The organism is Mycolicibacter algericus DSM 45454 (genome assembly GCF_002086455.1).
In the GTDB taxonomy this organism is placed as follows: domain Bacteria; phylum Actinomycetota; class Actinomycetes; order Mycobacteriales; family Mycobacteriaceae; genus Mycobacterium; species Mycobacterium algericum.
On the sequence record NZ_MVHC01000008.1, the window covers coordinates 1 to 14,829 of the forward strand.

General features: G+C 65.8%; 12 protein-coding genes and 1 pseudogene. All 13 read right to left on the reverse strand.

Features of this window, described 5'->3' with window-relative positions; translation table 11 throughout:
• Positions 1–2,242: pseudogene (locus BST10_RS10060) on the reverse strand (hypothetical protein); the annotation flags it as partial.
• Between the two features lie 4 nt (positions 2,243–2,246).
• Entirely contained in the window at positions 2,247–3,938 is a 1,692-nt protein-coding gene (locus tag BST10_RS10065) for a Gp37-like protein (protein ID WP_083037658.1), read from the reverse strand.
• Positions 3,935–5,632: a DUF7257 domain-containing protein gene (locus tag BST10_RS10070; protein WP_133054415.1), complete on the reverse strand. Its 1,698-nt coding sequence runs from the start codon at positions 5,630–5,632 to the stop codon at positions 3,935–3,937. Before BST10_RS10070 ends, BST10_RS10065 begins: the two co-directional genes overlap by 4 nt.
• The gene (locus tag BST10_RS10075) at positions 5,629–9,102 is read right to left on the reverse strand and encodes a tape measure protein (RefSeq protein WP_083037660.1); all 3,474 of its coding nucleotides are present in this window, start codon (positions 9,100–9,102) and stop codon (positions 5,629–5,631) included. The genes BST10_RS10070 and BST10_RS10075 overlap by 4 nt, the downstream gene beginning before the upstream one ends.
• Complete coding sequence (locus BST10_RS10080; RefSeq protein WP_242665665.1) at positions 9,103–9,501, reverse strand: hypothetical protein; 399 nt, start codon at positions 9,499–9,501, stop codon at positions 9,103–9,105.
• The gene (locus BST10_RS10085) at positions 9,455–9,979 is read right to left on the reverse strand and encodes a hypothetical protein (protein ID WP_083037661.1); all 525 of its coding nucleotides are present in this window, start codon (positions 9,977–9,979) and stop codon (positions 9,455–9,457) included. The genes BST10_RS10080 and BST10_RS10085 overlap by 47 nt, the downstream gene beginning before the upstream one ends.
• Positions 9,980–10,097: 118 nt before the next feature.
• Entirely contained in the window at positions 10,098–11,147 is a 1,050-nt protein-coding gene (locus tag BST10_RS10090; protein ID WP_083037662.1) for a hypothetical protein, read from the reverse strand.
• Between the two features lie 89 nt (positions 11,148–11,236).
• On the reverse strand, positions 11,237–11,653 hold the full coding sequence (locus tag BST10_RS10095) for a hypothetical protein (protein ID WP_083037663.1): 417 nt from the start codon (positions 11,651–11,653) through the stop codon (positions 11,237–11,239).
• Positions 11,650–12,036, reverse strand: coding sequence for an HK97 gp10 family phage protein (locus BST10_RS10100; RefSeq protein WP_083037664.1), 387 nt, complete (start codon positions 12,034–12,036; stop codon positions 11,650–11,652). Before BST10_RS10100 ends, BST10_RS10095 begins: the two co-directional genes overlap by 4 nt.
• Positions 12,037–12,384, reverse strand: a complete 348-nt coding sequence (locus BST10_RS10105; protein WP_083037665.1) for a hypothetical protein — start codon at positions 12,382–12,384, stop codon at positions 12,037–12,039.
• Positions 12,381–12,998, reverse strand: a complete 618-nt coding sequence (locus BST10_RS10110) for a hypothetical protein (protein ID WP_205277358.1) — start codon at positions 12,996–12,998, stop codon at positions 12,381–12,383. The genes BST10_RS10105 and BST10_RS10110 overlap by 4 nt, the downstream gene beginning before the upstream one ends.
• Entirely contained in the window at positions 12,985–13,290 is a 306-nt protein-coding gene (locus BST10_RS10115; RefSeq protein ID WP_083037666.1) for a hypothetical protein, read from the reverse strand. The genes BST10_RS10110 and BST10_RS10115 overlap by 14 nt, the downstream gene beginning before the upstream one ends.
• Before the next feature lie 80 nt (positions 13,291–13,370).
• Positions 13,371–14,828: a phage major capsid protein gene (locus BST10_RS10120; RefSeq protein ID WP_083037667.1), complete on the reverse strand. Its 1,458-nt coding sequence runs from the start codon at positions 14,826–14,828 to the stop codon at positions 13,371–13,373.
• Between the last annotated feature and the right edge of the window lies 1 nt (position 14,829).

Below are 14,829 nucleotides of genomic sequence, written 5' to 3' on the forward strand. Positions count from 1 at the left end.
GCAACGGCGTCAACGGGATCGCGCTGCGGATGATCGTGGGAGGCGAGGCGACGGCAGCCTGCGACTCCAGGACCGCCACCTTCTGCTGCAGCGTCGTGATGGCGTCGATCGCAGAGTTGAGTGAGGCCGTGAGGTTGATGATGGCCTGGTCGTTGGCGTTGGAGTTGGCCAGCGCCTGGACCGCCGTCTGGTTGATGACGGTCAGCAGCCCCGCGACATCCGCCGGGGTCTTGCCCGCCCCGCCGTCACCGCCGAGAGCCGCGTGCATCGTGTCCCACGTCTCTTGGATCGCGGATCCCACGGACGCCCCGCCCTGAGCGGCGGCGTTGTTGATCGGGCTGGTGACGATCTGGAAGTCGACCTGTGCGATGGCTTCCGACGCGATGCGTGTCGCCTGCCGGACCGACGGCGCTGTGTACCGCACCAGCCCTGCCGTCGCCCCGCCTCCCACGATCATCCGCAGCGCGATCCCGTTGACGCCGTTGCCGATCTGCACCATCTGTCGCAAAGGCTCCGGCAGCCCGCCCGTTCCGGTCGTCGGCACGATGCTGGCCAGGGTCAGCACCTGAACCGGACGGCCATCGAAGTACGCCACCACCTGCATTCGCACCGGGGTGTCGGTGACGCGGGACTCAAAAACCAGATCTTCCCACTCGATGTCCATCATGAAGGTGATCAGTTGCCCGACACCGCAACCTACCGCATTGCCGTACACGGCCTGCACACGGCCGCCAACCGCCTCGACCTCGCACACCCCATCGGAGAACGTGGTGCGGTCGTCGCCAACGCCATAGGCCGCGCCGAAATTGGGCGCGTACAGCAGTTCCGGCGCACTCGCGGCGACGTGGCCGGATGGCAGCACCTGCAGATTGCGGGGCGGTACCGGGGTGACGATCTTGCTGCCCGGCAGATCCGGCACCGAATTGAGGTGCACCAGCTCGGTGCCGGCAGAGAATCCATCTGCCTTGGCCTGCGCCTGGACCGCCTTCGTATCGACCACGTCGATCTGCTCGCCGACAGCCTGCGCGGCCAGCTCCGCATCCGTCTTCGGTGCCGCAACCGTGCCACCCGACCGCGGCGTGCTATCCACCACCGGGGCCAGCAGCGTGCCATTAGACGCAGGCGAAGCCACCAACCGCCAGCCGGTCGCCTGATACGTCCCGTCCACCTTCCGGTAGACGCGGTACGACGAAGCGCCCGACACTGCATCCCACCGCAAGTCGACATGCGTTGACGAGTTCGGCGGAAACAGCGTCCCCACAAACGTTTTGACGTGCGTGGCCGGACCCTCAACCCCGGACTTCACCGCAGCAATCGCATACGTGATATTGCCCGCCGGGAAGCCAGAAACCAGAATGTCCCAGAACGGAATCGCCGACACATTCGTCGGGGCCGCCGGGATCGCGGTATTCACACCCGGAGCCAGCGCGCCACCGTCGCCATCGTTAGTGCCCGGAGTCAGCACCGGATCGGCACCACCCGGCAGTGCGGCGGTCGGCGTCGTCAACGACGCAACCCACGCCCAGTTCGTGTCGAAATAGCCTATACGCCACGGCTCAATCATCTGATTGATGAACCGACGCACATCGTCAAAGAAGCTGTTGATCGGGTTGGTGATCGCGTGGATCGCATCGTCCAGCCAGGAGCCGCTACCGCCGAGCATCCAGTCGACAATGTTGTTCCAAAACCCACCGTCATTGATACCGTCGATGAAATCTTCCTGCGACGACAGTTCGACGTGAACCGTCGACCACCCGAGTAGGTCATCGATCACGTTGTGCAGCCAGGTCAGGTCGAGATTGCAAGCGTTCTCAGCGAACCGAACCGCGCCGTGCAGCAGTGATGCGATCCAGTCGAACACCGTCGCAAACGAATCCGCAACCAGATTCGCCGCCGACGTGATCGCCGTGTCCAGGAACGCCACCCACGACGACACATCGAACACCGCGGCCGTGGTATCGACGATCTTGTGCAGCAGCGACCGCAACCACTCCAGTTGCAGGTCCGCGACCGTCTGCAACCAGTCAATGACAGTATCCAGGCCCGCCTTGATGTGCGCCGGCCAGTCAATGAAGAACTGCCGAATCTCACCGAGCACCCGCGAAATCTGCTCAGTGAACAGATCCTCGAACGGCGGCTGCCCCATGCCCTCCTGGCTGCCCGAGGGCCGAATGTTGATGCCGGTCTCTTCGCGCGGAATCTGGTAGTAGTCCGGCAATTCCGGCGGCTCTGGGCTGCTCACGGCATCACGTCCGCGGCGCCAGGGTCAACACGTTGATAGCCTCCATGACTCCAGTGATATGCCGTTGATGCTTCGCCAACGGTGGCTCGCTGGCCTTGCCGTCGCCGATCTGCGCGGTAATCTCCCGCTCCCGAGGCGTGATCCGCCACATGATGTTTTCGACGTAGTTGGTGAGCATCTTCGTGCGCCGCATGTACACCAGGCTCATCAGCGAGCCGCGGAAGATGTCACGCCCCAACTTCAGCGGATGCCCATTGCGGAACACCACAGTCCCCGACGTGTGCCCCCTGCTCTCCCACAGCGCATTGATGTAGGCGTACAGCGCTTCCACGTCGTACGTGCCCGAAGTCGGGGTGAGCACCTCCATGGCCGGATGGTAGGGGCCGGCATCAGCACGCCGCCGGTAGTTGTCGAGCATCTGAAACGCCAGAAAGCTGTCCGCCAGGAACCCGTCCATCAGGTTCGATGGGATTCCCGTGAACCCGAGAAGTATTGAGGCACTGTCGATAAGCCAGGAAAAAGCAGCGTTGATGGCATCCGTCAACCACTTCGGTGACTTGCCACCGATGATGTGCCGCCAGCCCTTCGGGGTGTGATCCACGATGTTGCATTTGATGATCGCGCCATCCTGGCCACTGTCCGGGGCTTCAAGGATCGCCCACGGCTGCACATAGTTCACGCCCAACGCCGGCGCGGTGAACACCCCCGGCGGCGCGTAATCGCCGCGCGGATTCAGCAGCGGGTCCAGGGCATTGCCAAGCAGGGAGCCCTGCAGGTCCACCACGGTTCGGATCGCTGAGTCCAGAACCGTTTTCGTCGGCCCCTCGACCTGGGAGCGGTCGCGCACCCGCACCACATAGGTCGGCTGGTCGAGGTTCGCGAACTCGTCGGGCTGATCATCGCCCGGCAGCCACAGGGCCACGTCCACGTCGACACCGTAAGGGCCGGAAATGTCCTTGATCACCTGCCCAACCGACTGCATGCGCACCGTCTTGGCGACCTGCGGACTGGTGTCCAAGAACGGATTCGTGCGCACCACGTAGATGGGCGTCTTGAGCATCTGCTCAATGTTCCCGTTCGACAACATCATTGCCGCCGACCACGCCTGAGTATCGAAGTTCAGGGATGTGACAGCGTTGACGAAGTCGCCCCAACCGGACTGAATCCGCAACGCGCACTGGGCGATCATTGTTTCGATCACGGTCACGATGGGGCCGATGAACACGGCGTGGGAGAAGATCTGCGCGGCGATCGGCATCCACCACATCGGCCAGATCAGCATGTAATTCAGGGTGTCGTAGATGCTGAGGCAGTTGGACGTCGATGTCCACGCGGCATCCTGATACATGTACTCGTGGGTGTCGACGTAGTAGGCGTAGCGCAGGCCGGCGACTTCGCAGATGACCCCGACCAGGGTGTTGCGGCAGCCCATGAGGTGCTCGATGAGGACGCTGTCGCCCTTGAGCTTCAGCCGCGCCGACCCGACATCATTGCGGGGGTCTGTGCCGGACGCTTCCATCAGATCGGTGCCGGGGTTGCCCTTCGGCATCCACAGGTGGTCAGTGACCGTGAATGCGAACTCAAGGTCGTCGGCCTCTTGCGCGTCGGCCAGGGTGGCCGCAGCCTGCGAGATGGCGGCCGGGTCGCCGCCGTCGACGATCGCGTTCCACTCGACGGGGGTCAGCGTGTTGGTCATCGCAGCGGGTACTGCCGTAGAGGGATGCCGGTGGAGATCAGTTGCGAATTCGCGTCACCGTCGGTGATCGACGCGTTGATGTAGTAGGGCTGCGCCTCGCCGGAGACCGGCGCCGGCGGAATCGCGGAGTCGGTGCCGAACCGGCCCTTCAGCAGGCTGTACAGGTTGCCCTGAGGCGGCTGAATCCCGAACTGCGACGCCAGCGCGTGCATCAGCGGGGGTGCGTTGCCGCCGGTAGCGAAGTCGAGGAAGTCCTTGACGGCCTGCTGCCAGTCGTTGAGCTGCTGCGGCGTCGGCGGCTTCGCAGTCAAGTCAGTGATGGTGGTCTTGCGCGGGTCAGTCCGCAGGTAGACCACCTGGTTCTCCAGCAGCGGACCCATGCTGATCATGTCGTCAGATCCGGGCGCAACCCCGATATTGAAGGTGCCGGGCCCGACGAGTGTGTACGTGCGGTACATCGGCTCGGAGCCGATGTTGAGGCACTGGATCTGGCCCGCCTGGGGTGCGGTGTTGTTCGATGACAGTGCCCACCGGGCGACCGGCGCCGGGGTGGTCGCCATCCACAGGATCGTTGCCCCGGCGTGCATCTCCAGGCCGGCCGACCGATAGTTCGGGCCGACGTTCTGCGGACCCGTGTCGAGATGGGTCAGGATGACGCGGCCGTTGCGGCGCACCGTGTACGTACTGCCCGCGCAGATCAGCTCGAACAGGTCACCGTTCTGCGGCTGGACGTCCAGCGCCGCGCCAGTCAGCGGAAACTCACTGCCACCAACGAACTTCGTCAGGCGTACCTGATGCAACTCGACCAGTGCCCGGATGCCGTCCTGGCCCGGCGTGCCCGAGTTGTTCATGCGAGCCCAGATGCCATTGGCCGCGTTGCCGGGGAACGGCAGCCCTGTGCCGTAGCCGCCGAGCAGCAGCTCCGCGATCATGTCGTCGTCGGCGGCCCGGTGAGTCCGGTGGCGCATGATGCCCGAGCGCTCCTCGGCCAGCCACTCCGGATTGGTCGGCGGCGTCCAGATCAGCTCGCCGCCCGAGGTAGAGACATGCCCACCGTGGCCGCCGACGTAGGCCACATCCCAGCCCTCGTCAACGCCGACCTCGAGCACGGTGTAGTCGAACTCGTCGATGTGGCGGTCGTACTGGAAGCCCAGCCCGGAAATGTCCGCCTCGCTGCGCCAGAGCGCGCCGTCGATCCGCAGGCGCAGTGTCAGCTTCTGCTTGCGGGACTCGCCCCAACTGAATGGCTCGGCCGGGGTCTTGTTCCACCGCACGCCAGACCACCAACGCTCCCCGGTGGGGCTGACGACGGTCAGGGGGCTGGTGCGCTTCTTGTCGATCGACCCCAGCAGCTCGGCGACCAGCGACTGCAGGCGGCGCGGATCCCGAGCGATCGCTTCCACGGTGAGCTCGAGCTCGGCCGGGTCGTGGAGGGCGTCGATGAAGGTTTCGCCGTCTTCGGTGGCGCCCTTCTGGCCGACGATCTTCCACGGCGCGATCAGGCTCTTGATGCCACCCTTGGTGAGTCGCACGACCTCGGGGCGGTCGGGCCACGGAATCGACTCGCCGCCATGGAGATAGAACTCGACACTGCCGTCGTGGGAGGCCAGGTGCACCGTCGGGTAGCGGCCGGAGTCACGGTAGTACTGCCCGTGGGGTGTTATGGGGCCCGCGGGATAGGTCGTGACCGTCATCGCGGTCCCGGCCTCGCGTACTGCTGGCTGAGATGGTGTGTCAGGTCTTTGCCCTGGGCGTCCTCGGTGGCGTTGTTGTTGTTCAGGGTGATCTCGTTGTTGATCGTGTTGCCGCCCTGCCCCTGCTGTCCGGGCTGCTGCTTGCCGCGGGCGTCGTCGGGGTTGGGCATGGTCGACTGGCCGGCCATGTTGTTACCGGCCGGGCGCGCCCCCGCGAACCCGGAGGCGATCCGCCCAAGCCACGAGTTGCCAACATCGGCCAGCGGGGACTCGCGTGGCAGGAACGTGTTCAGCAGCCCGGAGACGCCGATACCGGCCATCTGGCCGCCGAAGGCGATCGCCCGGTTGATTTCCTTGATCGCGATCTGGGCTGCGATTCCCGTTCCTGGTATCGGTGACATCGAGGCCGCGGTCATCAAGGCGTCCATCGGTAGCCCACTGAGGCCTTGGAAGCCTTCACCACCGGCGCCGACTGAGGGGTCCAGGCCGACCGGGGCCATGCTCCCACCGCCGGCGCCGGCAATCCCGATCGGCGCCGGCATGGGCACACCGCCCGGCCCGATCGCCGCAGTGGCCAGGCCCTGCCCCGCACCCGGCACCAGGCCAGGCAGCATCGCACCGTCGCCACCGATCACCGACGCAGCCGGCGGCGTCGAGGACAACGCCATGCCGGGTAGGCCCGCCATGCCATACCCGCCACCGCCGCTGTAGCCGATGCTCGACGGCGGGCCGACAGGCATGTGGTAACGCCGCTCAAACTGCGGATCGTCCGCGCCGGCCGCATTGCCGCCATACTGGGCCCCGCCGCCGGTCGCGCCCCCGCCCTCGAAGTGGACCCCGTTCGGCAGGGTGGCCGCCATGTGCCCGGACTGGCCCGGATACGGGTTGACGCCGACATTCAGAGCACCCGGCATATAGCCAGGCCGGAACCCGAGCTTCGCCGCCTCCTCATCGCTGGCGAAGTTGGTGGTCGTGAACAGCCGGCCCGGTGTGGTCTTGCCGGTCTGCAGCATCTCCACCAGATCCGAGATCGAACCCGAGCAGTCCGCCAGCCCATTCACCAGATCAGATGCGGGACCGTACTTGGTGCGGCCGGAAGCTGATTGCGCCAGCGCCATCATCGCCGCCACATTCCCGCCGTAGCCGCCCATCGGGAAGCCGCCAATCCCTGCGGCGGCCATGCCCTGCGGCATCACCATGCCGCCACCAACGCCGCGAACGGGCCCGGCGATGGCCTGCAACGCCCCGAGCGCCGGCGCCAGCGCCAGGTTCGCCAGGAACTTGGTCAGGTTCTCCGCGATCCCCGGCAGGCCCTTGGAGATGCCGAAGTCCTGATCGATCTGCGCACCGATGGACTCCAACGCCCCGGTATGACGCTGCAACGCCTTCTGATGCGCCTCCGCGGCCTTCAGCTCGGCATCCCGCAACGCCCGCTCAGCCTGCAATACATTGTTCTTCGCCGACACCATCGTCGACTGCGCGACATTGCCCTTAGCCTCAAGCTCCAACAGCCGCAGCCGCGCCTCTTCAACGCGGGTCCTCGCATTGAGGATCGACGTGTTATCGGTCGGCCCCACACTGGTGCCGGGCACCGGAATAGCCGCCAACGACCACAACGACGGATCGAAGTAGGGGGGCGGTTCCTTGCCCGCCTTGCCGCCGCCACCGTCGCCGCCAGCGATAGCGATCGGCGCGCCACCAGCCACGCCGGCCCGCATCGCGGCACTATCCCCGCCCTGCTTGCGCTTCCAGGCGTCCAGCATCGCGTTCGCGTCAGTGGTGCGCGGAACGATTCGGGTTCGCCCGTCGCCCAACTGCTCTAGACCGAACCCCATGCCGGCGAGCTTCTCCGCTGGGCCACCCGGACCCTGCGGCAGCGGGCCAACGACCACGTCGCGGTCGACCACCTCGGCGGTCGTGCCGCCGAGGGCGTCACCGAACCGGGCCGACATCTTGCCCTGCTCAGCCCAATCCTTGATCGAATCCTTGAAGCCGTCGATCTTCACGCCGGCCTGGTCGAACCCGTCGCGGATCCGGAATACCGAGTCGGCCCACTGGTCGAGCTTCGCCGCCTCGGCCTCGTTGCCGCCCATGCCGGGAATGCGGTTGAGGAACTTGTCGACGCCCGCCATCGCCCGCAGCAGGCCACCGATCATGGTCATGGTGCCCGAGATGCTGGTGTTGACGATGTCCAGGGACGTGACCGTGATGTTGGCGACCGTCGACCAGAAGTCAATGACCGCGCCCTGGTTGGCCTTCATCCAGGCGGTCATCTGGTCGAGCTTGCCGGTCAGCGCACCAATCAGGCCGGCGGCGCTATCAAACGGGGCCGCGAGTGCAGCAGCGCCGAGGCGGCCGATAGCGGCCCCGAGGTTGTCCATTGCGCCGGAGAACGATTCGCCCATCTTCAAGGCTGACCCGCCGAGTTCCTGCTCCAGAACGGTGCGGAATAGGCGTGCGTCGACCCCGCCCTTCTTGACGAACTTGGTGAACTCATCGCCCGCCAGGCCGGTGGCCTTCTGCAGATAGGTGAAGATGGGAATGCCCTTGTCGGACAACTGCTGTAGCTCGCTGGTGAATGCGCGCCCGTTGGCCTGCACCTTGTTGAAGATCGACGCCATGTCATCGAATGACACCTTGGCGACCGCTGCGGTGTCACCGATCGTGGTCAGGTACGTGGTCAGGTCAGCGCCGGGATTGACGCCGGCCGCAACCGAGGACGCGGCCGCACCGACCGCGGCGTCCAGGCTGAACGCGGTTCCCTTCACCGACGCCTCGGCATCGGTCATGATCTTCTTGACCTCGGAGCCAGTGTGTCCAAGCGCTTTCAGTTTGGATTCGGCCTGGTCGATGTTCTTGAGCCGTTCGAACCCCTTGGTCAGGGTGTAGCCGACACCGCCGATCACCGCGGCAACACCAGCGGTGGCCGCGGCCAGCCCGGCGGTGATGCCGGCGCCCATCGCCCGCCCGGCCAGCACGCCGGCCATCGAGCCTGACGACTCCGCTTCCGACTTCAGGTCCGAGAAGAAACCGCCGATCCGAGACCGACTGAACCCGCTACTGAATCCGGTCTCGAACGCGCCAGACGCCTTGCGGGCCGAGTCCTCGTAGTCCTTCAGGTCGTTGATCGTCTGCCGGATCGCCGCAGATTCCTTGCGCCGCGCCGCCTCCAGCCGCTCGGTCTCCCGCACGATGCGCGTGGTGTTCCCAGAGTCCAAGGCAGCGTTGTACTGCTCCTGAATCGTCCTGACCCGGCCCGTCGCATCAGCAACCTTGTCGTAGGACTTGACGACCTTCTCCGCAGACTGGCGAGCAGACTTCTCCCCGGAGCTGAACCCGTCAACGAGACTGCCGGACAGATCCTTGCCGATCTTGCCGCCCAGCTCCGAGAACACCTTCTCGACCTGATCGGCAACCGACTTGAACGACGACTCATCAGCTTTCGCGCCAACAGGGATAGCAACAACCATCTACGCCACCCTCCCTCCGGTGATCTGAGCAAGAACCTTCGCGTAGGCGTCGGCCTGGAATTGATCATCAGCGGCGTCAGCCGCCTCTTGTTCAGCACGCTCAACCGGCGAGACGAACACCTGCGGCTGATACTCGTACCGAGTGCCGGCGTATCGAGACGCCCTGCTGAGCGCCGCCTCTTTATGGATCTCCTTGAGCATCTGCATCCACGTCGGCCAATCGCCGCCACTCACAGCACGCCGATACGGGCCGTTCTCCGATGAATGCTCCAGCAGGACAAGCAGTTTCCTGCTGGACATGCGGCCCTGATGCCAGTCGGCTATGTCGTGGCCGCGGTCAGATAGCTCAGCCTCAATCGCTGTCGGCTGCTGCCGCCACACCGCTATCGCGATCGGCACTTTTGGAGTCGGCCTCACGCCACTTTCGGATCCGGCGGGCCTGCTTGGCGAACGCCACCGGTATCTCGTTGAACACCACACCGGCCTTGTCGGCGCGCTTGGCCTCGTCGAGGCCCCAGATCGCAATGGCTTGCTGCTCGGCGTCGGTCGCGAGCTCGCTCGGGTGAATCTGGCTCTTGACCAGTTTCTTGTTCTTGCGGAATGGGGTCAGGATGTCGCCGCGGCGGATCACTGTGCCGTCAGATGCCGTGATGTCGTCCTCACGGTCGTAGTCCTGGCGCTCGGCCAGCATGGCATCCCAGCGGCGTTGCTGGGCGTTGCTGAACAGGTCGCGGTGCGGCACCTCGAACGGTTCCCCGTTGGCGCCGTAGATGATGTCGCCGCGCAGCAGGCTGTCGTACTCGTCGGCCTGCTCGCGGGCTTCCTCGGCGTGCGCGGTGTGCCGGTCGATGACCTCGGCGGGAATCTCGTTAGACATGGGCTGCTTGGTGTCCTCTCAGGGCTGTGGCGGCTGCGAAATGGGCTGTTGGGGGTTGGTGGCCGGAGCGGCGCGGGCCTCACAGCCCGACACCCGCGCCACTCCGGGGATCGTGTGATCAGGCCGGAGTGATCTCCAGGCCAGTTCCGCCGACGAGGCCGCTGCCGTTGCCGGTCAGCGGACCGCCGGGAGTGATGACAGTGAACGGCCCGCCGTTGGATCCGGTGACGGTCCAGTCGCTGGCCTTGTAGCCGTCATCCAGCGCAACCAGGGCGCTCTTGACGCCCATAGCCGTCGGCGTGCTGGCGCTCGCGCTGATGGCATCAGTGGTCTCGCCACCGAACGTCAGGACGAAATCGCCGCCGGTCGCGCCACCGAGGTCAACGATGTATTCGTTGGTCTCCGGGGTGCTGGCCAGTGACTCCCACAGCGGCCCACCGATCCACGTGCCACCGAGCGACGGCTGATAGACACCGTCCTGCATCGCCATGAACGACGGGTCCGGAAGCGGCTTGAACTCCAACTCGGGAGCCTCACCATCGGTCGCGCTGAACGCCGACTCGCCCATGTTCGACCGCCGCGCCAACGGATAGCCGTCAACGCACACCAGCTCCTTGCCGTTGAGCTTGCGCACGATCACCAGCAGGAACTGGCGGTCAACCTGCCCACCGCCGAGCGGCTTCGCGTAGAACGCATCCGCGCGGCCCTCCTGACCCACAATCGGCGCACCGTTGGGCAACGACAGCGGCAGTTCATGCCGCAGACGACGCACCACATCCGACGCCGAATCCGACGGCGTGAACTTGAACGTCTCCTCCAGCTTGGTGATGGTCGTGTCGTACGGGTAGATGTCCTGCTCGGTCTCGTAGTCGTCGGTCTCGATCGTTGCCGTCTTCCGCGGCCCATCACCCTTGTGCACCGGGCCGACCAGCCGGAAGCCCTCATTGTCTCCAGCTGAGTCGATCAGCAGGTCTGAGCGCAACTGCCCATCCTCGGCGAGTGGGGAGAAGTTCACGCTGCCGTTCGGGTTGTGCGGCGACATGTTGGTGGCGGGGCCACGGGCGTCCCGGACCATGACCGCGATCAGGCGACCACGGATCAGTAGGGCCGGGTTGGGGCGGTGGAACTGGCCGACGTCAAAAGAGACTCCGGTTGAGGGTCGCGCCATGGTGACGGTTTCCTTTCATGGTGAATGAACCGACGAGCCGCCGGCGGTGAGGTGCTGCGAGTTGGGCTGTGGAAACAGACGTGCCTGAATCAGGCGGTGGCGTAGGACAATCCGAGCTGGTAGCGGGCCACGAGCCGCTCGACAAGCTCGTTCTTGTAGGGCATCGGGATCGGCTTCTGCAACGTCAGGAAGTAGTCCGCATTGGCGATACGCCCGTCGGACATGATCACGTCGGGCTGCTTGCGTCCCAGCAACTTCATGCGCCGATCCACCTGGCGCGCAATCAACTTCGCTGCCTGCACACCCTCGGCGAGAATGTCGACCTGGACAACCGGCTCATCCAGGCACTCGTCAGGGTCATCGCCGCCAGCAACGCGCTGCACCGCAGCAAACGGGAATTCGTCCGCGGAATCGCGGATTGTCCCGGCCCGTAGTAGCGGGGCCAGCCAGCAGATGACGAAGTCGGTTTCGTCGGGCGCTTCTTCATCGAGCAGCTCGACGGTCATTCGACGTCGACGCCCTTGAGGGTTCCGCCGAACTTGTTCGCCGTCTTCTCACCGACAGCGAAGGCCGGTGTCGGCGTGTTCTCGCCGAGCTCCACCCCGGCCCGCGGCACGTAGCGTTCCCCGCCCTTGCTGTCAGGGCCGGTGCCGTACTCGATCAGGTGGGCGCGGCGACTGCGGTTGACGACCCGCGTGCGGCCCTTCTTGGTCTCGACCTTCCACTTCGCGGCGTAACTGCCGGTATCCACCGGAGAGATCGACTTGGCATACTCGACCATCTGCTGGGCCACGCGCTTCTTCTCGGCCTGCACCTCAGCAGACGAGCGGATCGCCTCAGCCAGTTCTGCATCGGAAACGCCGAGTCGGGCAAGGGGGTTCGATGCCATCTAGCCCTCCTGCAGCTTCCCGATGATCGTCACGTGGTCCACGGTCCCGTCGGTGTCGTACTTCGGCATCGCCGCACCCTCGACCAGGTAGGTCACCCCGTCTGCCACAAACTCGTCGGGAGCGTTCATCGCCAACGCGGCGGCGGCCGGCGGCGCGGTGAGTTTCCACATGCCGGTTTCGACGTGGGTGGAATCGCTCTCTGTGGCCGACATCGGCCGCAGGTGGCATCCCCGCACCGGAGGGAACGGCGAGCGCGGGCGGTCCTTCCTGTCAGTCACGCCGAGATAGCCAGGCTGGTCGGCCTTGCCGACCTTCACGAACGTGACCGTGCGGTTCCCGAGGCTCATGGCGACGGGATGATCTGGAACGGAGCAAAGATGGCGGCGAGGCGCTGGTGATTGCTGATCAGCGACACGCCAAGCGTCAGACCGGCAGCCCCGCCCGACGTGGCCGACCATGAGCGTTCGACATCATCGACACGCTTGCCGATCATGTCCGCGCTCTCCCGCTTCGGGTCGGTGAGCTCACGCGACATCAGGTCGACCAGGCGCATCACACCCAGCCGGAAGTCGGCCGCCTGATCGTCGGTGTAGCCGTGCGTCACGACTGCCCTGACCGCGCCGAGCCCCGATGACCAGCGCATCCGGTTGCGCTTGGCGACCGTGCCCCAGGACCGTGAGAAACGCAGCTCGTCAGGGCCATAGACCTGGCCGTCGTCGTCAATCTCCTTGACAGACAGCAGGCGCATGGTCGGCAGGGACAGCACACGCGCCCCTGGGCCGTCAACCTCGAGCTCGTCGTCGACCCGCACGGGGCTGACGTGCCAGCCGCACCACCGACGAGCCGACACCAGCGCGGCAGCAAGAAGCTGCTCGGTCGACTCATCGTCCTTGAGCCGGCCGCGCGTGTAGGTCTCGATGTCGAAGGCGGTCAGCTCGGCATGACTACTAGGGGCTGTCATCGCCTTCGGCGCCCGCCTCGCCGGCGCCGCCGCCGCCGAGGAGTGTCATCTCGGGGGCGTCCTGCTGCTCACTGGCGTTCTTCTCGACGGGCCGCCCTGCGGCCCCTCGCCGTTCATTGCGTGACCGGCGGCGGTCAGTGCTGGCGGTCTCGCCGCCAGGTGTCGACGGCTCGGCGACCGCGACGAAGTGGTCGGCGTGGGTGGCCAGGATCGGGTCGCCGTCTTCGATCAGCGCTCCGCCCGCGATCACGCGGTCCCGGTAGGTGAACCCGCCTACGCATCGGTGCTGCATGGTGCCTCCAAGGGGTTGGGGGTGCGGTGGCGTAGCGGTGGCGGGGCGCCCGTTCAGGGCGGCCCCGCCACCGGCCAGTGCTACGCGTCCTGGATCTGCAGCAGGCGGAACGCGGCCGGGTTGACCACATCCGCACCCACCCGGAAGTGGGTCAGCCATCCGCGCTTGCCGGTCGGTCGACCGTTGGCGCCGAACAGGTTCGGGATGTACTCGATGGTGGTCCCGATCCGGTCAGCGATGACGTAGTTGGAGAAGTCACCGAACACCAACACGTTGGCGCTGTCGACCACCGTCGAGGCCATGGCCTCCGCTACGTAGTTCGGCCGACCCAACAGGTCGCGCTTGCGCGCCTCGTCCAGGTGACCCCACAGGGCAGCACCGCCGGCAGTGTCGAACTGCCGCAGCTTGTTGTAGATCGCCCGGTGCGCCAGCCAGGAACCGTTCGCCGCCCAACGCGCGGGCAGCGACTCGTCCAGCTTGTACACGTCGGCCAGCGCCAGGGTCGACGCAGCGGCGGTTTCCACCACCGACGTGCCCACGTCAGCCAAGGCGGTGATGACACCCTTGGGCTGGCCACTGCCCGACCCGGTGACGAACGCCACCGACTCCATCCGGTCCTTCTCGAAGGCCATCATGGTGGCGAGCTCCTGCGCCAAGTTGCTGGCATCCTGCACCGCCTCAAACGAGGCTTCCACGAACACCTGACCCTTGCCGGCGGTGATCGTCGGCTGCGCCAGAGTCGGCGAGTCATCCGACACCTCGGTGGCCTCGGCATCCCACGAACCGGTCACGCCGGCCGACGACACGCCATGCCACGTGCCGCTGACCGACTGCACCACCCGCGAGATCTGACGCACCTGGTTGAAGCTACCCGCGGCGGTCAGGATGACAGCCGGGTCGAGCTGGAAGGGCACCAGATAGCCACCAGCCGAACCGGTGCCGATCGCCATGCTGCGCTGCAAGGCATCCTGCTCTTCACGACTCAGCGCAGCAACCTGACCGTTGTGCCGCACGATCTTAGCGAACGCACGACTGTAGTCGGGGCTGGTGGTCGCCAGCACCATCTCGGCGGTCCGCATCGACTCGTCGTTGCCGACCAGCTGGGCCGACACCTCACGCACCTTGTCGTCAGCGAACGACATGCGCTCGACCGCATCCTCAGCACGGTGCCGCATCTCCACCTCAGCGCCGGGCTGCCCGAACCGCACCGTGGAGGTGTCCCACGGATTCCGGAACTTGCCACCCAGACTCGGCGCCGACGGGCCGCCGGCACGTTCGGTGTCAACCACGCGGGGCGCGGCGGTGCCCCGCTCGACGGAGACGGGATCGTTGGTGATCGCCGACCGGATCTCAGCCAGCGCGGCATCGTGTTCCAGGTCCAGGCGGTGCTTGTGCACCTCGCGGAACTCGTCGAGCAGGACGGTCACCTGCTTGGTGTCCTCGGGGGTCTTGTCCGCCTTGGCCTTGAGGCGTTCCAGCTCATCCTGGATGTCGCGCTCACGGTTGACGGCCTGCTTGTGGGTCAATTCGACAGCCACG

Excerpts from the sequence above, each read along its gene's own strand:
- BST10_RS10085 (WP_083037661.1), bottom strand. The coding sequence starts at position 9,979 with ATGTCTAACGAGATTCCCGCCGAGGTCATCGACCGGCACACCGCGCAC.
- BST10_RS10110 (WP_205277358.1), bottom strand. The coding sequence starts at position 12,998 with ATGACAGCCCCTAGTAGTCATGCCGAGCTGACCGCCTTCGACATCGAG.
- BST10_RS10075 (WP_083037660.1), bottom strand. The coding sequence starts at position 9,102 with ATGGTTGTTGCTATCCCTGTTGGCGCGAAAGCTGATGAGTCGTCGTTC.
- BST10_RS10095 (WP_083037663.1), bottom strand. The coding sequence starts at position 11,653 with ATGACCGTCGAGCTGCTCGATGAAGAAGCGCCCGACGAAACCGACTTC.
- BST10_RS10115 (WP_083037666.1), bottom strand. The coding sequence starts at position 13,290 with ATGCAGCACCGATGCGTAGGCGGGTTCACCTACCGGGACCGCGTGATC.
- BST10_RS10100 (WP_083037664.1), bottom strand. The coding sequence starts at position 12,036 with ATGGCATCGAACCCCCTTGCCCGACTCGGCGTTTCCGATGCAGAACTG.
- BST10_RS10065 (WP_083037658.1), bottom strand. The coding sequence starts at position 3,938 with ATGACCAACACGCTGACCCCCGTCGAGTGGAACGCGATCGTCGACGGC.
- BST10_RS10070 (WP_133054415.1), bottom strand. The coding sequence starts at position 5,632 with ATGACGGTCACGACCTATCCCGCGGGCCCCATAACACCCCACGGGCAG.
- BST10_RS10090 (WP_083037662.1), bottom strand. The coding sequence starts at position 11,147 with ATGGCGCGACCCTCAACCGGAGTCTCTTTTGACGTCGGCCAGTTCCAC.
- BST10_RS10105 (WP_083037665.1), bottom strand. The coding sequence starts at position 12,384 with ATGAGCCTCGGGAACCGCACGGTCACGTTCGTGAAGGTCGGCAAGGCC.